The organism is Paracoccus sediminicola, from assembly GCF_027912835.1.
Classification (GTDB): Bacteria; Pseudomonadota; Alphaproteobacteria; order Rhodobacterales; family Rhodobacteraceae; genus Paracoccus; species Paracoccus sediminicola.
The window spans coordinates 50,589-68,438 of record NZ_CP115769.1 but is presented as its reverse complement, the minus strand read 5'-3'; the positions used below and the strand labels follow the sequence as shown (position 1 = coordinate 68,438).

At 61.1% G+C, this 17,850-nt stretch carries 22 protein-coding genes; 7 read left to right on the top strand and 15 right to left on the bottom strand.

Annotated features, from left to right (window positions below):
• The first annotated feature begins 313 nt into the window (after positions 1-313).
• A complete protein-coding gene (locus PAF18_RS15970) occupies positions 314-661 on the top strand; it encodes a hypothetical protein (RefSeq protein ID WP_271118237.1) in 348 nt (115 codons plus the stop codon).
• A 98-nt stretch (positions 662-759) separates the two neighbouring features.
• Here the strand turns inward: PAF18_RS15970 and PAF18_RS15965 are convergent, their stop codons facing one another.
• The 3 genes from PAF18_RS15965 to nrdH all read right to left on the bottom strand — a co-directional run bounded on the left by PAF18_RS15965 (position 760) and on the right by nrdH (position 2,978).
• Entirely contained in the window at positions 760-927 is a 168-nt protein-coding gene (locus PAF18_RS15965; protein ID WP_271118236.1) for a hypothetical protein, read from the bottom strand.
• A gap of 22 nt (positions 928-949) precedes the next feature.
• Positions 950-1,849, bottom strand: coding sequence for an ArdC family protein (locus tag PAF18_RS15960; protein WP_271118235.1), 900 nt, complete (start codon positions 1,847-1,849; stop codon positions 950-952).
• A 910-nt stretch (positions 1,850-2,759) separates the two neighbouring features.
• Positions 2,760-2,978 carry a glutaredoxin-like protein NrdH gene (nrdH, locus tag PAF18_RS15955; RefSeq protein WP_271118234.1) on the bottom strand — a complete coding sequence of 73 codons (219 nt, stop codon included), beginning with the start codon at positions 2,976-2,978 and terminating at the stop codon, positions 2,760-2,762.
• A gap of 202 nt (positions 2,979-3,180) precedes the next feature.
• Here nrdH and PAF18_RS15950 point away from each other — a divergent pair, with 202 nt between their 5' ends.
• Positions 3,181-3,306, top strand: a complete 126-nt coding sequence (locus PAF18_RS15950) for a hypothetical protein (RefSeq protein WP_271118233.1) — start codon at positions 3,181-3,183, stop codon at positions 3,304-3,306.
• Positions 3,307-3,338: 32 nt separating this feature from the next.
• Here PAF18_RS15950 and PAF18_RS15945 read toward each other — a convergent pair whose 3' ends face one another.
• The 7 genes from PAF18_RS15945 to PAF18_RS15915 all read right to left on the bottom strand — a co-directional run bounded on the left by PAF18_RS15945 (position 3,339) and on the right by PAF18_RS15915 (position 7,149).
• A complete protein-coding gene (locus PAF18_RS15945) occupies positions 3,339-3,596 on the bottom strand; it encodes a hypothetical protein (protein ID WP_271118232.1) in 258 nt (85 codons plus the stop codon).
• Positions 3,597-3,673: 77 nt separating this feature from the next.
• Entirely contained in the window at positions 3,674-5,110 is a 1,437-nt protein-coding gene (locus tag PAF18_RS15940) for a DUF4942 domain-containing protein (protein ID WP_271118231.1), read from the bottom strand.
• Positions 5,107-5,559, bottom strand: coding sequence for a hypothetical protein (locus tag PAF18_RS15935; protein WP_271073543.1), 453 nt, complete (start codon positions 5,557-5,559; stop codon positions 5,107-5,109). The genes PAF18_RS15940 and PAF18_RS15935 overlap by 4 nt, the downstream gene beginning before the upstream one ends.
• Positions 5,556-6,029, bottom strand: coding sequence for a hypothetical protein (locus tag PAF18_RS15930; RefSeq protein ID WP_271118230.1), 474 nt, complete (start codon positions 6,027-6,029; stop codon positions 5,556-5,558). The genes PAF18_RS15935 and PAF18_RS15930 overlap by 4 nt, the downstream gene beginning before the upstream one ends.
• Positions 6,029-6,232, bottom strand: coding sequence for a hypothetical protein (locus PAF18_RS15925; RefSeq protein ID WP_271118229.1), 204 nt, complete (start codon positions 6,230-6,232; stop codon positions 6,029-6,031). The genes PAF18_RS15930 and PAF18_RS15925 overlap by 1 nt, the downstream gene beginning before the upstream one ends.
• A gap of 2 nt (positions 6,233-6,234) precedes the next feature.
• Entirely contained in the window at positions 6,235-6,501 is a 267-nt protein-coding gene (locus PAF18_RS15920) for a hypothetical protein (RefSeq protein WP_271118228.1), read from the bottom strand.
• A 435-nt stretch (positions 6,502-6,936) separates the two neighbouring features.
• The gene (locus PAF18_RS15915; protein WP_090525218.1) at positions 6,937-7,149 is read right to left on the bottom strand and encodes a hypothetical protein; all 213 of its coding nucleotides are present in this window, start codon (positions 7,147-7,149) and stop codon (positions 6,937-6,939) included.
• 753 nt (positions 7,150-7,902) lie between these two features.
• Between PAF18_RS15915 and PAF18_RS15910 the strand changes: the two genes are divergently transcribed.
• The gene (locus PAF18_RS15910; protein WP_271118227.1) at positions 7,903-8,100 is read left to right on the top strand and encodes a helix-turn-helix domain-containing protein; all 198 of its coding nucleotides are present in this window, start codon (positions 7,903-7,905) and stop codon (positions 8,098-8,100) included.
• A 96-nt stretch (positions 8,101-8,196) separates the two neighbouring features.
• Positions 8,197-8,700, top strand: a complete 504-nt coding sequence (locus tag PAF18_RS15905) for a helix-turn-helix domain-containing protein (protein ID WP_271118226.1) — start codon at positions 8,197-8,199, stop codon at positions 8,698-8,700.
• Positions 8,701-8,791: 91 nt separating this feature from the next.
• Here the strand turns inward: PAF18_RS15905 and PAF18_RS15900 are convergent, their stop codons facing one another.
• Positions 8,792-8,995 (bottom strand): hypothetical protein, encoded by a 204-nt coding sequence (locus PAF18_RS15900; protein WP_090525223.1) that lies wholly within the window; start codon positions 8,993-8,995, stop codon positions 8,792-8,794.
• Positions 8,996-9,375: 380 nt separating this feature from the next.
• On the opposite strand from PAF18_RS15900, the gene PAF18_RS15895 reads away from it, so the two are divergent.
• Entirely contained in the window at positions 9,376-9,783 is a 408-nt protein-coding gene (locus PAF18_RS15895; protein WP_271073617.1) for a thermonuclease family protein, read from the top strand.
• Here PAF18_RS15895 and PAF18_RS17550 read toward each other — a convergent pair.
• The 4 genes from PAF18_RS17550 to PAF18_RS17520 all read right to left on the bottom strand — a co-directional run bounded on the left by PAF18_RS17550 (position 9,780) and on the right by PAF18_RS17520 (position 13,451).
• Positions 9,780-10,013 (bottom strand): zinc finger domain-containing protein, encoded by a 234-nt coding sequence (locus PAF18_RS17550; protein ID WP_147101460.1) that lies wholly within the window; start codon positions 10,011-10,013, stop codon positions 9,780-9,782. The two genes, PAF18_RS15895 and PAF18_RS17550, sit on opposite strands and share 4 nt — an antisense overlap.
• Before the next feature lie 59 nt (positions 10,014-10,072).
• Positions 10,073-11,944 carry a ParB/RepB/Spo0J family partition protein gene (locus PAF18_RS15890; RefSeq protein WP_271118225.1) on the bottom strand — a complete coding sequence of 624 codons (1,872 nt, stop codon included), beginning with the start codon at positions 11,942-11,944 and terminating at the stop codon, positions 10,073-10,075.
• A gap of 301 nt (positions 11,945-12,245) precedes the next feature.
• Positions 12,246-12,713: a DUF3768 domain-containing protein gene (locus PAF18_RS15885; protein WP_271118224.1), complete on the bottom strand. Its 468-nt coding sequence runs from the start codon at positions 12,711-12,713 to the stop codon at positions 12,246-12,248.
• Positions 12,714-13,130: 417 nt separating this feature from the next.
• Entirely contained in the window at positions 13,131-13,451 is a 321-nt protein-coding gene (locus PAF18_RS17520) for a UvrD-helicase domain-containing protein (protein ID WP_353620700.1), read from the bottom strand.
• A 120-nt stretch (positions 13,452-13,571) separates the two neighbouring features.
• On the opposite strand from PAF18_RS17520, the gene PAF18_RS15880 reads away from it, so the two are divergent.
• Both PAF18_RS15880 and PAF18_RS15875 read left to right on the top strand, forming a co-directional pair.
• Entirely contained in the window at positions 13,572-14,147 is a 576-nt protein-coding gene (locus tag PAF18_RS15880) for an IS110 family transposase (RefSeq protein ID WP_271118223.1), read from the top strand.
• Positions 14,148-14,213: 66 nt separating this feature from the next.
• A complete protein-coding gene (locus PAF18_RS15875; RefSeq protein WP_271118222.1) occupies positions 14,214-17,819 on the top strand; it encodes a YobI family P-loop NTPase in 3,606 nt (1,201 codons plus the stop codon).
• Positions 17,820-17,850 lie beyond the last annotated feature (31 nt).

Genomic DNA, 17,850 nt, shown 5'->3' with positions numbered 1-17,850 from the left:
CGCGCCGGGGATCGACACGGGCAGAGCCCGTGCTCATTCCCGGCGCGACGACTTTTCATTTGCATGATCTGTCCGCCAGCACCCCTGGTTCTGCCCGTCAAGGGGCCGGCGCCGCCTTCGGCGTCGTCTTCCAGACGGGCCGTGTCCTCGCCGCACGCGGCTGCGGGCCGCACCACCCCGCCTTCCAGACCCCTTGACCGACAGCCCCAGGGCCGCGGGAAGGGCTTCGCCCTCCCGCTTTGCCCGGAAAAACTGAGGTTTTCCGGGCAAAGCGAAAGGCCGCGCCCATAGCGGACGGAGGGACGAGATGCACATGTCGGAGCGACTAATCAAAGTGCAGCAATTGGTGAAGGCAGTCTATGATGCTGATCCAACGGATGCGGTCGTGGTGATGGGCGTTATTCTGGAAGAATGGCGTGCCGGCGTTCCGCTGGTCGCCTTGGTCGATGATGACGATGAGGCGGCGTCCTGGGCCGCGCTGGCGACATTCGAGGAGCTGCGCGCCTATTTCATTGCCGCTGGCCGAAAGCTGGCGGAATATCCGCTTGGCCGGAAAGGTGCCGCCCGCCTGGCACAAAGGATGCTGGCGGAACTGGAGCCCGAGGATCGCGTGGCGGTGCTGCTGGAGCTGAACGACATGGAAACGGGCGGCACGAGCTGATCGGGGCAGGGCGAGCCGCAGCGCGATAGAAGCCGGCGGTACCATGGCCACTTGGCGAGGCCGAAGGCGAGCCCGCCGCCCGAAGGCGGCGGTTCTTGTCAGCCGATCTCTTCCAGAAGCTTCTCGCCAATGAAAGGGTTGACCTCATAGATCAGGATCGCAAAGCCGAACCTCTCGGCTCGACTGCGCGCGCGGCGCCTGGCCTCGGCCAGCGTTTCGCAGCGGATTGGCAGATCGTCGGGGTGGTCGCGCAATTCATAGAACATGGCATTCCCTCCGATGGGCCGCTCACGCGGCGGCCCTGTCTTCGGTCGCGTCGGCCTCATCAGTCGACGCGGCTTTCAGCAACCAATCGGCGGCCTTCTGTGCTTCCGATGCCGCTTTGAAGATCAGGCGCTTGTCGTCGGCCAATGCCCGCAGCCAGCTTTTCAGATAGGCGGCTGACTGGTCGAAATCCGGTGTCAGCCCGAGACTTGCGCAAACCATGCAATTTCCCACCTCGGCCACCAACTCCTCGAACGCATGGGCCTTACGGTCATTGAAGCGGCCAAAGCGATCGAGCCGCGACTTGTGGCCGGTCCAATGGGTGGCCTCATGGGCGAGGGTGGCGTAGTACCCGCCGGCGCTGTGAAAAGTCGCCACGAGCGGCATGTGAATGTAATCCTCAGCTGGGACATAATAGGCGCGCGGCTCGTCGCTGTGGCGAATATCTGCGCCGGTCCCGGCGAAGAAAGCGTCAAGCTCGGCATAGGCTTCGGTGCCAAGATCGCGGGCGGGATCGGCAGGCTTTGCCTGAAACTCTTCCGGCAATCCGTCGATCTGCTCGGCGTTGAAAACACGATAGGCTTTCAGGTAGGGGATGCGCTTGTCGTCGCCGGTGGCTTCGTCCTCGCGCTCAAACGTGCCATATTTCACAACGGTTGATGATCTCTCGCCCTTGCGGACCTGCCCGCCTGCTTCCTGAGCTTGGCGATAGGTGAACCAATAGGCGCTGCGATAGCCGTTTTCCTCGGCGGCCAGCCACAACATCAGCACATTGATGCCGCGATAGTGTTCGCCATTGGCGCGGCGCGGAAAGGGCGAGCCGCCCGCTTCGCCGGTCCATGGCTTACGCCATGCGGGCGTGCCAGCCTCGATGCTGCGGATGATCTGGTCGGTGATGGTCTGGTAAAGATCGAAAGTTGCCATTTGTGGCCTCCTTTTTTCGCGACATTCCCGCCTTGGTCTTTTGCCTCGGTCGGGGTGCCCATAATGGGCAAAGGTTTCAGGCGAGAAGCGCGCAGCGCGCCCTCTCCTGAAGCCTTGCCAGGTGGCGAACCGGGTCGGTGAATTTCCAAGGGCGGCGAAGCCGGGACCGGAGCCACGCGCAGCTGCACGGAACCGAAGCCGCCAGGCGCAGGTGGAGGAAGCGAGCATGGCGAGGACCCGCCCCTTGGAAAGAGGGCCGGAACAGGCCCTTTATCCAGGACGCGGCGCGCGTCAGCGTGAGGTGGCCCACGCATGGCCGGGGCGTTCGGCCTCCGGCCGAATCCCCCGGCAGACAGCAGCCCGCGCACCGGCGCGGGCTTCCGATCTGGGCTCGTGAAACGGGCCAGGGGCGGCTTGCGCCGCCCCTTTGCCTGCCATTAATACTGCTCGTCTTTGTCCCGAATGACGGCATGGCCCGGTGGCGGGATGACGAGCTGGAGGGCAGGCAGGGCAGCGACTGCGGACCCTGACGCCGGTTCGACGGCGCCCCGCCCGCGCCAGTGACCGTTACCCGGATGGGCCGAGACGGGCAGGGCAGGGCGACCAGGACCGGCGCGCGAGGATCTGGCTCGGGACGAGACAGACCGCAGAAGCCGCAGCCGGTCGCATCGCCCTGACTGGCTCGGGGCGCAGGCCGGCGCGCCGGACAAGCCTAGGGCACGGTCCACGGACGAAGGACGGGGAGGCGCCCAAAGGAATGATGGCAGCTACATCAGAACCCGCGAAACGCTTTCCACAATACGGTAACCGACAAGCAGAAAGAAAAGGGGCTGTCTGCCCCTCGCCGCTGAAGCGGCTCACCCCGAGGATATTTGAAGAAGGTGATGGGCGAAGGGCCGGCAAAGCCGCCCTAGAGGGCGGCGATGAGATCGGGGCGGAAGCCGGACCAGTGATCGGGGCCGGAAATCACCACGGGGGCCTGCCGATAGCCCAGGCTTTCGACGAAGCGCAGTGCGTCGTCGTCTTCGGTCAGGTCAACAACCGTATAGGCGACGCCTTTTGCGTCGAGGCTGCGGGTGGTGGCGGTGCATTGCACGCAGGCGGGCTTGGAATAGACGGTGATGCTCATGGCTGTTCTCCTTTGCTTATGTGAACCTGTTTGGGGTCGAAGCATAAGGGTGGTGGTCAACAGCTAATTTGGCTCGCGAGGAATGGCCAGAGGCCAGGGGAAATTAGCTGTTGAAGGGGCGGATCATGCCGGGGGCATGAGGCGCACCGCCCGCCAGCCGCTTCGGCCCAGGGTCACAGTTGGGAAGCAAAGGAGAACAGCCATGTGGCGCCGGATCCAGCTGCGACGGCAATGTACCGCCACCGGCCGGCAAAACGCGCTGCCGCCCGCTGTTGACCTGACCGAAGACGACGACATGCCACGGAAAGCGGCGGTCGGCGGGTGGTGATTTCAGGTGCCGGGCACTGTCTGCGAGCAAGGTCAGTCGGACCCGACCATTGGCATACATGATCCTCCTAGCCAGGAGCCTCCGTCAGCTATGCACTCGTCATAACCCGTGCTGGTGGCTCCATGGCCCTGCCCATCTGTCAAAAGCCAGTCGGCCAACGGAATACACATCATCACCAGCCCGATAACTGCAATGTACTTTGGAGCCTTTGTTTCGTTAGGGCTTTTCCAGGTGAGCCACAAACCAAGCAGCGCAACCGCTGTGCCAACGAGAAATACGAAAATCATCATGAAACGCCTCCAAAGAAAAATGCCCCGCCGAAGCGGGGCTAAAGTGCCTTTTCGCGAAAAAAGGTTAGGGAACGGTATCACTTTGTCAGGGTGAGGACCACCGTATTGATGCGCACGCCGACACTGGCGAAGCTCTCGGCCGGCAGGTCTCGCCAGAGACCGCGCCGCCAGCCGCGCGGGGCATGGCTCTCGGCCCATGCCCGAAAGCGTTCGTGCTTTGCGGTGCTGCCGACCTCGGCAGAGGCGGGCAGGATCGCGCGCAGCTCGCCGCCCGGCTTCAGGAAGTCGAAGGCATGCCGGACGTGATCGGCCCAGGTCGTATGATAGAATGGCGGGTTCATGACGACACAATCATAGATTGGCCGGGCGGGCAGCTTCAGGAAGTTCGCGCATTTCACGCTCAGAGCAGGATGGGCGATGCCGCGAAGGACCTCGGCCCGGTCAGGATGGACCTCAATCGCGTCGACGTTTGCGCCCTGCGCCAGCAGGGGGCGGACGAGCGCGCCGATGCCGGCGCTTGGTTCCAGGACCTTTTCGCTTGGTTCGATCCGCAGCCCGTCAAGCAGGTAGTCGACGACTTCGGCCGGGGTCGGGTAGAAGGCCAGATCCTTTGCAAGCGCGGTGCCCGGCCGGAAATCGGCGGGCTGCGCCTCGGCGCCGGCGGCGTCGGGCAGCACCTCGCCGTAATAATCGGCCAGCACGCGGTTCACCTTCCGCAACAGGGCTTCATCCTTGATCCAGAGGTGCAGGTTTCCGTTCTTGAAGGTGCGGGCGAGGAAATATTCGCTTTCGACCTCGCTTTGCCGTGCGCCATAGCCGCCGCGGCGGCTGAGCCCGATGGCACGTTCAAGCGCGCCATAGCTGCGGTTGCCGGCAAGCTGCGAAAACACCCGCTCAACGTCGGCCAAGGTGCGGCGCAACTGTTCGCCATGTCCAGAATAGGACCAGTACCCCCCTTCGCTGAACACCCATTCGAAGATCATGCGCTTGTTGATCTTGAAGGCGTCGTGGCTCTTGAAGGCGGGCGACAGTGACGCGAAGGCGCGCGCCACGCCGCGCTGAAAGATCAGGTTGGCCTCGCCGGTCAGGCGGGCGAGGGTGGCCCGGATCGTCTCGAATGTCGGTTCCGGCATGTCGTTCGCGGCCATCTGCTTGTCGAGCTGGTCGCGTTCGGTGCGGTCCATGATTTCCTTGAGGCGGGTTTCCTCGACGATGCGGCGCCAGATTGCGGCATCCAGGGTGCGCTTGTAGGTGGCGAAGGTCTTTTCGGTGTCGAAATCGGGATAGAGGGATTTTTCGACGGTCTGGTTGTCGTCGTAGTGCAGGTAAGAGGCGTGACCGGCGGTCGCGCCCTTGGCGGTCTCGGCCGCGCCGCGCGCGAGGGCGTAGCCCTTCGCAATAGCGGCAATAGCCTCTTCCATCTCGGACAGCGCGCGTTCGCGCATCATGCAAATGGCCTCGATGTTGAGGGGCGCGACAAGCGCCCCTGCATTGAAGGACAGCGGGGCGTTCATTTCTGATCCTCCCCGTTGGTGGCATCCAGCAGCAGTTCGCGCAGCTCGGCCAGCGGATGATTTTCGAAATCGTCATCGCGGAAATCCTCGGGGCCATCATATCCGGGGATCTCGTCATGGATGCGCTCGGCCAGTCGGTCGGCCAGCCCCGCGACAGTCCCGCCGGTACTGCGCCAGTCGCAATCGACATAGTGGACGGGTGCGCCGGTCGCGACCTCAAGCGCCAGCAGGGCGCGGCCAGCCTCGCCGTCCTGGGCATCATGGACAAGCTGCCAGCCTTGGCCGGTGTCGCCATAGATCGACCAGAAGGCGCGTTCCGCAGGGGGGCAAACCTCGATGGCCTCATCATAGTGGTTGCCGCGCTCGATCCGCACGGGCGAAACACAGAAGCGCCGGAAGCTGGCGGGGCTATCCCCCGCCGAAAGTCCGTTGAAGGAAATGGGGCTCATGCGATGGCCTCCTTGCTGGCTTGGAAATCCTCCAGCATGACGCCGAGGTCATGCGGGGTTGGCAGATCGCCATAGAAAATTGCGGTTCCGAGATAGTCGGGGCTTGAAAAGGTGCGGCCGCGCATCGCCGTGTCATGATCGGCATAGGCGCGGCAGCGGGTTGTCGCTGCGGTATCGGGGCGGCGAAGGAAATAGACGTGCCACTTCGCCAGCCCTTCGGGGTTGGTTTCTGCGTCCCGCTTGAGCATGGTCGCCGCGAGACGTTCCACCTCGAACGAACGGGCGCTATCGCGGATGGAAGGGTGGCAATCGGGCGCGCCCCATGCACCGCCTTCCTGAATGGCGAATTTGTTGCCGGGAAAGCGTTCGGCCAGCAGGCGGGCATAGATCTGGGCCGCGCGTGCGCTGACCACGGTGATCACGAAAGCACCGGGCTGATGATCGGATTGAAGGACGGAATAGGGGATCATCACATATCCCCGCCGTTGATGCGCTGGCAAAGCGCGTCGATTTCATCCACTGACAGCGGGCCAATGTCGCCGCCATTAGTCATGATCTGGTTGATCGGCGCCGGCACCCGGTTGGAACCTTGAAGCAACCGCAGGCCGGCGAGGATGGCCGAGATTTCGGCCAGGTCAAAGCTGGCGGTGATGGGCTTGTCGAAAGCGGCCATGTTCATGCCCCCACGCGGTCGAGTTCGCGGACGGCCCAGGTATCGGCATATTGAATAACCGGGGTCAGGCCGAAGGCATTGGGGCCAATGATCGGGCCAATCCAGCCGTGAAGCTTCGGCAGGCCCTGCAATTCCTTGCGCGCGCGGGGATCATCGACATAGCCGGTGATTTCGGCGTCATTGGCCGCGATCCAGCTTTCCAGATCGTCGCAGGCATCGCGGCAGATGCCGGCATCGTCGGTCATGACGTAAAATTCAAAGAGAACCATTCTACTCTCCTTTTTTCGCGAGGTTCCCGCCTCGGTCTTTGCCTCGGTCGGGGTGCCCATAATGGGCGAAGGTTTCAGGCGAGAAGCGCGCAGCGCGCCCTCTCCTGAAGCCTTGCCAGGTGGCGAACCGGGCCGGTGAATTTCCAAGGGCGGCGCAGCCGGGACCGGAGCCACGCGCAGCTGCACGGAACCGAAGCCGCCAGGCGCAGGTGGAGGAAGCGAGCATGGCGAGGACCCACCCCTTGGAAAGAGGGCCGGAACAGGCCCTTTATCCAGGACGCGGCGCGCGTCAGCGTGACGTGGCCCACGCATAGCCGGGGCGTTCGGCCTCTGGCCGAATCCCCCGGCCGACAGCAGCCCGCGCATCAGCGCGGGCTTCCGACCCGGGCTCGTGAAACGGTCCAGGGGCGGCTTGCGCCGCCCCTTTGCCTGCCCTTATTCCTGCTCGTCTTTTTCCCGACGCGGGAAGGCCACCATGTCGACATTCGGGAACATGTTGTGACGAACGCTGATGGAGGTGATTTCCCCGGCCTCGTTGGTGTTCACGAAGACCACGCCGCAGCGATCCCAGAAGGTCGTGCCGTCTTTTTCGCCGGCTTTGACTTTGAGGGTGAAGTTTTGAGAAGCCATCTTGAAGTTCCTTTCCATGGGTTTTTCGATGAAAACGACTGAGTGGGCAGGGAAAGGGGCTGTCAGCGGCTAATTTCTTTCGCGAGGAATGGCCGCAGGCCAGGGGAAATTAGTCGTTGAAGGCACATGCCGCATGGCAGCATGTGCCGGTCTGCCCCGACTGCCTGCTAGGTTTCATCAGATAGAAAAACCACATGAACGGAACGCATGGCTTCGGGACCGTCATCCCTGTCAATCGTACGAAAAAGACGGCAGGAACTGGCGGTTGTGCAGGCGCATCGCTCGATCCAACGAGGCCGGGGAAATCACCAGGCGCAGGCAACAGTCGCATCTTCCCGAATGACGGCATGGCCCGGCGGCGGGATGACGATCTGGAGGGCAGGCAGGGCAGCGACTGCAGACTCTGGCGCCGCTTCGTGCCCCCGCCCGCGCCAGTGACCGTCACCCGAATGGGCCGAGACGGGCAGGGCAGGGCGACCAGGACCGGCGCGCGAGGATCTGGCTCGGGACGAGACAGACCGCAGAAGCCGCAGCCGGTCGCATCGCCCTGAACGGCTCGGGGCGCAGGCCGGCTTGCCGGACAAGCCTAGGGCACGGTCCCCGGACAGAGGACGGGGAGGCGCATCGGAATTTCAACGGACTTTTGTATGAATTTTACAGCAACAGCATTCTTTGCTTGACCTGCGCCTTCATGGCGGGCGGATGTTCTAATGTGACGACTTGTGATGGATCTGGCTGACGTTGGCAGAAATTAATGTTGCCCACGAGCGAATGAAAACAGAGCTGCGCCTTCGTGGCACGAACATGACGGAGCTGGCCCGCGATCTTGGCGTGACTCCTGCATCAGTGACAACCGTCAGCCAAGGTGTCCGCCGTTCTGCAAGAATTGAAGCTGCCCTCGCGGCGGCAGTTGGACGGACAGTTGCTGAGGTGTTTCCTGACCGTTACCCACCAGACGACACAGAATAGGTTCCCGAAAGCACCCCACACCACCCGTATATTGCCTTGCGCGCTGCACGTTAATCCACGATTGTAGACACATATCCACAAAACGGGACGAAAATTATGGATCGGGAAATAGCTTACGGAGCAATTGGTGCTCGTCTTGAGACGAAATTGAATGAAACTGGACTTAGCCGGGATGAGCAAGCGGAAAGCCTTGGCATCAGCCGGTCGGCGCTTGCGACCTATATCAGCCTTGAGCGGATCCCGAGCGCGTCGACCGTGGCCAGGGCCGTGGACAGGTTTGACATTGATCCGCGCTGGCTACTAACCGGCGATGAACGGGATCGTATCACACGGGATCAATGGGTCGCGGTCCTTTCGGCCTTCGTGGAGCTGAAGGCGATCATGGATCGGTTATTCAAGGATCGGATCGGCTGGCACCAAGCTTCGCATGATGATCGGATGAAGGTGTATAGGGCAGGCGAGACCCTGTACGAGATCGGTGGCATATCGGCGTTGAACGCCTGCGCAAATGCGCTTTACGAAGGCAATCCCGGCGCGCAGCTTGGCGCCGGCGACATGCTCAACCACCTGTTCAACGGGATCGGCCCCTGGCGCGCGTAGGCGCGACTAGCCGATCCCGTTGAACAGGTAGAGGCAGCGGTACCGGATATGGTGACGAAGGAAAGCGGCGGCCTGCTGGCCGCCGCTGAGTTCATGAGCCGATGAAGAAAAGGCGGGCGAGGGCGGCGCCGCCGCCCATGACGGCCGCGGCGGCCAGGAAGGGGGCAAGGAAGGTGCTGACCTTGATCTGCTTGCCTTCGGCCAGCAGTTTCGACATTTCGGCCTGAAGCTTTGCGGTGTTCGCATTCAGGTTTGCGATTTCGGCTTCGTGCTTGATTGCATCGGCGTCGGTCATGAATGGTCTCCTTGATGGTAATATAGGATGAAACCGTGTCCCGCGAAAGGCAAATGCCCGCCGCGCACGGTCGCCGGCAGACGGACATGCGAGGTCAGGGACGCCCGGCACGGGCGCTTGCAAGCCGGGCTTGCCCGGCGCCGTCCTTGAACCGCATGGTAGAATGACAAGACCGTATGTGGTGTGCTGCCCGGCCCTGGCCGGCGCGGCAGCGACGGCCAGGTTAACAGCCGGGCGCGATCTTTGATGATGGGCTGGCGATCGCCGCGCGAAGCGCGGCTCGGCCCGAAGGGCCGGCCCGGATTTTGGGGTGGTTGGCTTCGACGACCAGCCCGAAATCCGGGCAAATGGTGACAGCCAGGGCTTGAGAGGATGCAGTAATGAGCGGCGGATGGGTCAAGACAGTGGTGATGATGACAGGGCTGGCCCTGGCTGTCACCGGCTGTCGGGCACCAATGGGCGTTGACCCTGCCGAAATTCAGGTAGTCGATGGGGACACGATCCGATGGCAGGGTCAGCGCATCCGGCTGCAAGGACTGGATACTCCCGAACTGTTCAGCCCGCAATGCCCGGCTGAACTGGCGGCGGCGCGGGCGGCAAGAGATGCGCTGCGCGGGCGCCTCGCTGCCGCGCAGCGGGCAGAATTGAGGATCGCGCCGGAACTGGACCGATATGGGCGCGGTCTGGCAAGGCTCGCCCTCGATGGCGAGGACGTGGCAAGGGCAATGATCCGTGTGGGACATGCGCGACCATATGACGGCGGCGCCCGGCCCGGATGGTGTGGCTAATCGCGAATGCGGCCGCGCGGGTCGATTTGCCAGCCGGCGGCGGTACGCAGGATGCTGGCAGTGTCGCCATGCTGTGCGATGAACACGCGGTCAGCCTCGGCCTTTCGACCCTGGTGAAGATCGCCCGCGCGGTGGCCGCTCGGGCGGCGGCACCACACCCCCGGCGGCTTACAGCAGGTCGGGCACCCAACGGCCAGAACCGGGTGGCGATGAGTGGTAAAGTCGGGCATCGTGGAAATCTCCCTGTTCGGACAGGCAGGGGCGGCGCAAGCCGCCCTTGCCATTTTCGTCAGATGCAGCCGGGACGCCATGCGTCGATCCGTGCCTTTTTCTCGACGTCGATGTGCCACGCCTTCTGATAGTCGGGATCGGTGAACAGCTTTTCGAGGGCGTCGGCCTTTGCGGACTTCTTCATCGCCTTCCACGATTTGAAGCCGTTCCCGGTCGGATTGCAGCCGGTCAGGTCCAGCATGAGGCTGTCGAGATAGTCGGCATTCACGCGCTTGAAAAAGCCCTCGGCGGTTGGGGTCCAGACTTGGCGCAGGTCGGCGCCGGTGCTGGCCTCGATGTGGTCGAACAGTGCGCTTTTCTGCATCGGATAGGGCAGGGTCCGGGCCAGCCCCTCGGTCAGTGCGGCATTGCGGGCCTTCTTGCCTTCGGCTTGGAAGTCGGTGAAGGCCGTGAGGCGTTCCTCGTCGTCAAGCCAGCCGTGATGATCACTTTCATCCGACAGGCGCGGCTCCGGGGTCAGGCCGTTGGCTTTGTCCGGGGTTATGTTGGCGCGATCCGGGCGAATATCGAAGACATTTTGATGTGCGCCTCCGCGACCGGACAGGCCGAAGGCCAGCAGATCAAGAACGAGTTCCGGCTTTGCCAGCAGCGCCGCCTGAACGGCGTGAAGGCGGGCGCGGTGCATATCCTCGACCAGTGCGGCATTATAGGGCGATTTCGGCGTGTCGTCGGCACTGCCAGCATGGCCGCTGGACGCGGCGAAGCCGGTCAGGATTTTGGCCTCGACGGCAGCGGCGCGGTCCTCGGGGCGGACATAGCCGCGCGAGGCGTCAACCATGCCGCTGCTATTCACATAGACGTAAGCGCCTGCGTGCTGACGCTGTTCGTCGGTATAGTCGCCCTCGGCCAGTTCCTGCAAAGCTTCAAGTTCGGCCTCGCCTTCTTCATCAAGCGCATCGGCCTGATAGAGTTCGGCCAGTTCATCATACCGCTCGGCCTGTTCCTCGGTCAGTTCGACCTCGACCTTGTAGAGCCGCGTCAGCTTTTCGGTGGTGCTGTAGCTGACATAGCTGTCGGGAATGACTTCGACCCATTTCCAGCCTTCGGCCTCGATTGCGGTGGCGGCATCTTCCAGCTTCTCGGAAAACAGTCGATCCAGCAGGTCGGGGTTTTGCAGATAGGTGCCGTTTTCCTCGAACAGATCACGGGTGACTTCGCCGCCTGCGGCGGTATAGGCATCCAGACCGACAAAGGCAGCACGGCGGTCGGTCAGCTTGACAGCCTCCGGCTGTAACCTTGCCTTGACGCGGTGCTCGGAAGCATGAGGGTTGCCCTCAACCTCGGCCAGCACCTCAAGCGCAAGGTCAGGATCATTTGCGACGGTGAACGCTTTGGCGATATTCAGGGTGATCTTTCCCGCTTTCAGAGCGGCCAGAACCGGCGCAGGCAGGTCCGATAGGGCGAGACGGCGATAGATTGCGGCCTCGCTCGTGGCGAAGGTTTTGGCGATGGTGGGCACATCTGCGCCAGCATCCCGCATCTTGGCGAAGGCGCGGATTTCATCGGCGGGGTTCAGCGCCTCGCGGACGGCATTTTCGACATTCGCCCATGCACGGGCGGTCGCGTCGTCGGGCGCAATCCTGACGGGAATTTCGGCCAGTTCCGGGCGGCGGTCCAGCAGATTGGGCTGCTTTTCGAATGCGCGGATCAGGGCGCGAAGGCGGCGGCCCCCGGCGACGATAGCAATGCGTCCATCGGCATCGGCAAGCCCGGCAAGGTTCTGGATCAGGCCGCAGGCGATGATGCTGTCGGCCAGAAGGTCGATGCGCTCGGCGTCGGCATCCTGGCGCGGGTTCATGTCCGACAGATAGAGCCGATCAAGCGGGAAATACTGGACCGGGGCGGCGACGACGTTCTTTTCGGTTTTCATGGTGATTATCCTTTTTTCGCGACGTTGATTTGTGCTATTGGTGCTCTGCCCCCTTTTGGGGGACAGAGCGGGCAATCAGATTGCCCCGTGCTGGATCAGGAAGCGGCGTCCAATGCCAAAGGTGTCGCCCTTCCTGACAAGCGCCCATGCTTCCGCGATACGCGCTTGCAGCCATTCATCCATTCGTCTCACCTCCTTTCAGGTTCGGGATGGTGGGGGGGACGTTGACCGCCCCTCCCCGTTGGGCCTGCTCGACAGGCCAGCCTCGGCCCGCACGGAGCGGAGCGGGCCGATCCGGGGGTCAGTATTCTGACGGCAAGAGGATGGTGACGAGGCGGCGGGTCTGCGCGAGATCGCAGGGCGCTTCGGAACCGCCGTCAAAGTCGTTGTTGTACAGGTCGATCTTCCACCAGACCTTCGTGCCGTTGACGATCACGGCCCCGAAATCACGCGCGCCCCAAGGGTCATTGGCCTCGCTGAAAACCGTGTCTTTGGCGACAGCGACATAGGCGGCGGTTTCAAAATCGCGTCCCATGGCACGAACGCCCGGCGTGCTGACGATCCGGCCAAGCATGTCGCGGGGCAGGCCAGCGATCATCCCCTTGCGGAAAGCGTCGTTCTGCCGGGCAATAAGGTCGGTTTCGAGCGTCGGAAAGTCACGGGGCTTTCCAATGGCGGCGCATTTCGGGCATTGCCACGGCTGTTCGATGGCATCGAAGGTATGCCAGCACGCCCGGCAAGCGTAGGTCAGATTATCGGTATCGAGCATCATGCTCTCCTTTTTCGCGACGTTCCCGCCTCAGTCTTTGCCTCGGTCGGGGTGCCCATGATGGGCGAAGGTTTCAGGCGAGAAGCGCGCAGCGCGCCCTCTCCTGAAGCCTTGCCAGGTGGCGAACCGGGTCGGTGAATTTCCAAGGGCGGCGCAGCCGGGACCGGAGCCACGCGCAGCTGCACGGAACCGAAGCCGCCAGGCGCAGGTGGAGGAAGCGAGCATGGCGAGGACCCGCCCCTTGGAAAGAGGGCCGGAACAGGCCCTCAGTCCAGGACGCGGCGCGCGTCAGCGCGACGTGGCCCAGACAAAGCCGGGGCGTTCGGCCCTGGCCGAATCCCCCGGCCGACAGAAGCCCGCGCATCGGCGCGGGCTTCAACATCCTGATCGGCGATAATCGTGGGGTGCGGCGGTGAATCAATTGACCCCGCGCCAGTGACCGTCACCCGGATGGGCCGAGACGGGCAGGGCAGGGCGACTAGGACCGGCGCGCGAGGATCTGGCTCGGGACGAGACAGACCGCAGAAGCCGCAGCCAGTCGCATCGCCCTGACTGGCTGGGGGCGCAGGCCGGCTTGCCGGACAAGCCTAGGGCACGGTCCCCGGACAAAGGACGGGGAGACGCCGGGTGCATGGAAGCCATCAAACGGGCCGATATACGCTCTCTTAATTCAGCGGCGGAGGCTTCCGTGAAGGTAACGGCCAGAATGCGCTCCGGGCGCACGATGCCCCGCTTTATCCAATCTGTAACCCATTAAGCAGGACACAAGACATGGTGTGATTGCGGCGGTCGCTCTCCGGGGGCGAACGAGGTCCGGTATGTTGGCCTCATGGATATAAGCCGTGAGGAGAACGACCTATGGAATACTATGTCGGTTTGGATGTGTCGCTGAAAGAGATTTCGATCTGCGTTGTAGACAGGGATGGCAAGACTGTAGCGCGTGGCGTCTGTCCCGCTGATCCCGAGGGGGTCGCGGGCTGGTTTCGCAACCGCGAACTTACGCCGCGACGGATCGTGCATGAAAGCGGAATGCTATCGATCTGGTTGCAGCGCGGCCTCGCAGGTCTCGGCCTGCCTGCGACCTGCATTGATGCCCGGAAGGCACACAAGAGCTTGTCGGCGCGGCTCAACAAGTCGGATGCCGCCGACGCCGAAGGTCTGGCACAGCTTGCGCGCACCGGTTGGTTCACACCGGTTCACATCCGCAGCGAGGAGGCGGACCGGCTTCGCAGCTTGGTAGGCGCGCGGGAACGGTTGATCCGGTTGCGCAAGGACCTCGAAGGTCACATTCGTGGCGTCCTCAAAACCTTCGGCATCCGTATGATCGGCATTGGCCAGGGACGGCAGCGGCACCTATCTGAGATAGCGGCCATCCACCCTGCCGCAGCGAAACCCTGGCAAGCATTCGATGCACAGCGGACCTTTCGCCCTTAACGCGAATGGTCGAGTAAATTATACATTCAGCTGGGACAAGATTTCGAACATGGTGGTCAGCCCTTTATGAGTAATGGTGTTACTAAAATCGGTCGCTGGATCTCCGACAAGTTCATCGAGATAGCGGAAGCGCTGCGCCTACGATCCGCTTCGTCGGTAAAGCCAGCGAAATTCGTCGATCTCGCCCCAACCGATGAGGCTGACCAAGGAGGGGTGTATTCAGCCGCATTGAAATTCGCGACCGACAGTCCGAACGTATCCAACATCGCGCTCACAGGGCCTTATGGCTCGGGCAAAAGCAGTATCATTCGATCGTTCCTGAAGTCCTATAACGGCCAAGCCTTACCCATCTCTCTCGCCGCCTTCTTACCGGAAGCCGTCGATGAGCGGCCACCGGTGAACAAACAGGAGATCGAGCGTAGTATCCTCCAGCAACTGCTCTACGGGGCGGATGCAGACAAACTGCCCCTCTCGCGCTTCAAGCGCATCCAAACGCCAGGATTCTGGTCAATCTTTCGATCACTCTACATTCTCACCGGACTGCTGGCTCTCTGGCATATGTTCGACAAACGCGCAGCGATCTTTGATGGATCGTATTTCAAACCGTTCGACCTCACGAACGGGCTCGACATCTCCGTAGCCGCTTTCGCACTGATCTTTCTTTGGTCTGCGATTCATCACTTCTACGTCGCCAGCTTCGGCGTTTCGCTCAAGAGCGTTTCGTTGAAGGACATTCAGATACGACCGTCTTCGGAAGACCAGGATTCTATCCTTAACCGTCACCTCGACGAGATCATCTATTTCTTCCAGTCGACGCGTTACGACCTCGTCATTGTGGAGGATCTTGATCGCTTCGACGATTCCGATATCTTCGTCACCCTTCGCGAGATCAACAGCCTCGTGAATGGCAATGTGGGCGTGAGACGCCGGATCAGATTCCTCTACGCGCTGCGCGACGACATGTTCGTCAACACCGACCGGACAAAGTTCTTCGAGTTCATTATACCCGTCATTCCGATTATCAACAGCTCGAACTCGATTGATATGGTGCTGGCGCAGGGCAAGCGGCTGGAGCTGGACGGAAGGCTCGATAAGCAGTTCCTGCGCGAAGTGTCCCGCTACCTAAGCGATCTCCGGCTGATCCACAACATCTTCAACGAGTACGCGATCTATGTCGCCAATCTGGAAGCAGATGGTGAGAACATCCTCGATCCCACGAAGCTTCTTGCCGTGCTGATATATAAGAATGTTTATCCTAGGGATTTCGAGCGATTGCATCGACGCGAAGGGTATCTCGCTGGAATTTTGGAGCGTAAAGACGAGCTCATCGCCGCGCGTGAACAGAGCTGTCGATCCGAGATCGCCGACCTCGAACGCGATATCGAAGCGGCCGAAAAGCAGATTCCGAAGGATTTGCGCGAGCTCCGGCGCATCTACGCGATGGCTCTGCTCGAAACGCTGCCAACCAATATCGCAGGGTTGAGCCTGACCGGACAGGCATATGTCGGGCCCACCCAATTATCCGAGCACAAAGATTTCGAACAATTCGTCACTGTTCAAACTATTTACTACAACACTTCCAATGGTTTTCGGTATCAGCATAATAACGCTGCTTTTCAGGGAAGCGTCGACCCCGAAGCAAGTTATGCCGAACGAGTGAGACGCATCGAACACAAGGCGGACACCCATAAGAAAACTGCGCATCGGAGGATCGCCCATTTAAGAAACGAGATCAAATCGATCCGGACGAGCAAGTTCAGCGTCCTGCTGCGGTCTAGCACGCAAGAAGTCGAAGACCTCTTCAAGGGTCTCGGCGACGGCGGCGATCTCGCCCGTTTCCTGCTCCTGGAGGGCCATCTCGACGACAGCTACTATCAGTACACCTCCCTGTTCCACTCTGGACGGCTTTCGCCGAACGACAACAAGTTCCTGATACAAATCAGGGCTTTCAACACACCTGAGCCCATCTTCCCGATTGACAATCCCAGCGAAGTCATCGCGGGAATGAGGGAGGACGATTTCAGTCTAGATTATGCGCTGAACGTCCGGCTTGTAGACGCGCTCCTGGCAAGCGATGAGCATAAGGAGCGGCTCGGGAGAGTCTTCGCGCATCTTTCGAACGAGTTTCTGAACCAGCAGGAGTTCTTCGAAGCCTATTATGCGACGGGATCGCACGTTGCCGATTTTTTGAGGCAGTTCGTTGACGCGTGGCGCGGTTTCGTACCGGTGGCCCTTGAGAGCCCCTCCGCAGTCTTGCATATCGCGAGCCTCATCGAACATCTTCCGCCGGTTTTGCTGGCTCGCGAACGCAAGGAGCACCCCGAGATTCGGTCATTCGCGGCCGACAACCTCCGCGACATTCTTGACCTGTTGGAGGGCGTGGATCCGGTCAAGCTCGAAGAGTTGCAGATCGAGACGAAGGATCTCGCCGCCATTGATGGATATCCGAACATTGCTCGCAAGCTTTATGAGGTCGGCCATTACCGCCTGAACGATGCGAACTTCGACTACATTTTTGGCTCTATCCTCGGCAAAGAAATCGGCCCGGCCTTGCGTAAGCGGCATTACACGGCGGTTCGAAAATCCGGAGCCGAACCGCTCCTCGACCGGGTGGAAAATGATTTTGAAGCGTATTTTGCAAACGTGCTGCTAGTTATGGACGATGATGATGTGGAGGATATTGACGCGATTCTAGCTGTGATGTCCCACGATACGCTTGATGCCGAAGAGGTAGAAACCTTCGTCCTACGCCAAACTAAGCTACTGCCGGCATTCGAAGAAGTGCCCGTGCGCTTTCAGGCCATGGTGTTCCGCAGGACCCGCATCGTTCCTAGGTGGTCCAACTGTCTTGCCTTCATTCAGTCTGAAAATTTCGAAACCGAAGCTCTTATCGCCTTCCTCAATGATGAGGTGGTCCGCGCAGCTCTTCTGGACACGCCGATCCCGGACACGGAGGAAGCGTTACCTCTCCGACAGTTTCTATTCAATGCAGTTGTTCTCACGGATGAGGCATATCGTGCATATGTCCGGGCGCTACCAAAGGAGTTCAAGAAATTTCCAGATGCCGTAAGCGCCAACAAGCGCCAGATACTGATCGATGAGCAACGCGTCACGTTCAATGCCGAGAATCTAGCGGCACTTGATGGCGAGGTTGATCTTCAAACGGCATTCGTCGCCCAGAACATCGCCTCCTATCTTCGCGACCCCAGCTCTTTCTCGGTCGACGATGATTTCCGGGAGCGATTGCTTGCCACCGATATCTCGGACGACGAGAAGCGTGCGATCATTGGTTTGATGGACTTGAGCGGTCTTCCCAGCCTTCCCGACCGTGCGGGTATCGTCGGGCCAATCCTGTTGCGGACTAATTGCACGCTGCCTTCGCTCACGACTGATATCGTCAAGGCAATTATCGTGAACGCAAAGCCAGTAGGCACACAGATACGGCTGCTAAACCTCCTTCACGAAAAGCTCGATAAGAACGAGGTTCGTGAGGTCTTGGGGCAGCTTCCGGACCCATATTCGAAGATCCAAACGGGATATTCACGTCCGGCGCTCAGAAGGACGAATGAAAACAGCGAACTGGTCAGGTGGTTGGATGAGCGCGACATCATCTCTTCGGTAGGATCGTCGCTTTGGTCGACGGACATCATCGTTCATCTGTATCGGTCATAAGGTCATTACCCATGACGTTTCAAAATGCTGC

Excerpts from the sequence above, each read along its gene's own strand:
- PAF18_RS15970 (WP_271118237.1), top strand. The coding sequence starts at position 314 with ATGTCGGAGCGACTAATCAAAGTGCAGCAATTGGTGAAGGCAGTCTAT.
- PAF18_RS15965 (WP_271118236.1), bottom strand. The coding sequence starts at position 927 with ATGTTCTATGAATTGCGCGACCACCCCGACGATCTGCCAATCCGCTGC.
- PAF18_RS15960 (WP_271118235.1), bottom strand. The coding sequence starts at position 1,849 with ATGGCAACTTTCGATCTTTACCAGACCATCACCGACCAGATCATCCGC.
- nrdH (WP_271118234.1), bottom strand. The coding sequence starts at position 2,978 with ATGAGCATCACCGTCTATTCCAAGCCCGCCTGCGTGCAATGCACCGCC.
- PAF18_RS15950 (WP_271118233.1), top strand. The coding sequence starts at position 3,181 with ATGTGGCGCCGGATCCAGCTGCGACGGCAATGTACCGCCACCGGCCGG.
- PAF18_RS15945 (WP_271118232.1), bottom strand. The coding sequence starts at position 3,596 with ATGATGATTTTCGTATTTCTCGTTGGCACAGCGGTTGCGCTGCTTGGT.
- PAF18_RS15940 (WP_271118231.1), bottom strand. The coding sequence starts at position 5,110 with ATGAACGCCCCGCTGTCCTTCAATGCAGGGGCGCTTGTCGCGCCCCTC.
- PAF18_RS15935 (WP_271073543.1), bottom strand. The coding sequence starts at position 5,559 with ATGAGCCCCATTTCCTTCAACGGACTTTCGGCGGGGGATAGCCCCGCC.
- PAF18_RS15930 (WP_271118230.1), bottom strand. The coding sequence starts at position 6,029 with ATGATCCCCTATTCCGTCCTTCAATCCGATCATCAGCCCGGTGCTTTC.
- PAF18_RS15925 (WP_271118229.1), bottom strand. The coding sequence starts at position 6,232 with ATGGCCGCTTTCGACAAGCCCATCACCGCCAGCTTTGACCTGGCCGAA.
- PAF18_RS15920 (WP_271118228.1), bottom strand. The coding sequence starts at position 6,501 with ATGGTTCTCTTTGAATTTTACGTCATGACCGACGATGCCGGCATCTGC.
- PAF18_RS15915 (WP_090525218.1), bottom strand. The coding sequence starts at position 7,149 with ATGGAAAGGAACTTCAAGATGGCTTCTCAAAACTTCACCCTCAAAGTC.
- PAF18_RS15910 (WP_271118227.1), top strand. The coding sequence starts at position 7,903 with ATGAAAACAGAGCTGCGCCTTCGTGGCACGAACATGACGGAGCTGGCC.
- PAF18_RS15905 (WP_271118226.1), top strand. The coding sequence starts at position 8,197 with ATGGATCGGGAAATAGCTTACGGAGCAATTGGTGCTCGTCTTGAGACG.
- PAF18_RS15900 (WP_090525223.1), bottom strand. The coding sequence starts at position 8,995 with ATGACCGACGCCGATGCAATCAAGCACGAAGCCGAAATCGCAAACCTG.
- PAF18_RS15895 (WP_271073617.1), top strand. The coding sequence starts at position 9,376 with ATGAGCGGCGGATGGGTCAAGACAGTGGTGATGATGACAGGGCTGGCC.
- PAF18_RS17550 (WP_147101460.1), bottom strand. The coding sequence starts at position 10,013 with ATGCCCGACTTTACCACTCATCGCCACCCGGTTCTGGCCGTTGGGTGC.
- PAF18_RS15890 (WP_271118225.1), bottom strand. The coding sequence starts at position 11,944 with ATGAAAACCGAAAAGAACGTCGTCGCCGCCCCGGTCCAGTATTTCCCG.
- PAF18_RS15885 (WP_271118224.1), bottom strand. The coding sequence starts at position 12,713 with ATGCTCGATACCGATAATCTGACCTACGCTTGCCGGGCGTGCTGGCAT.
- PAF18_RS15880 (WP_271118223.1), top strand. The coding sequence starts at position 13,572 with ATGGAATACTATGTCGGTTTGGATGTGTCGCTGAAAGAGATTTCGATC.
- PAF18_RS15875 (WP_271118222.1), top strand. The coding sequence starts at position 14,214 with ATGAGTAATGGTGTTACTAAAATCGGTCGCTGGATCTCCGACAAGTTC.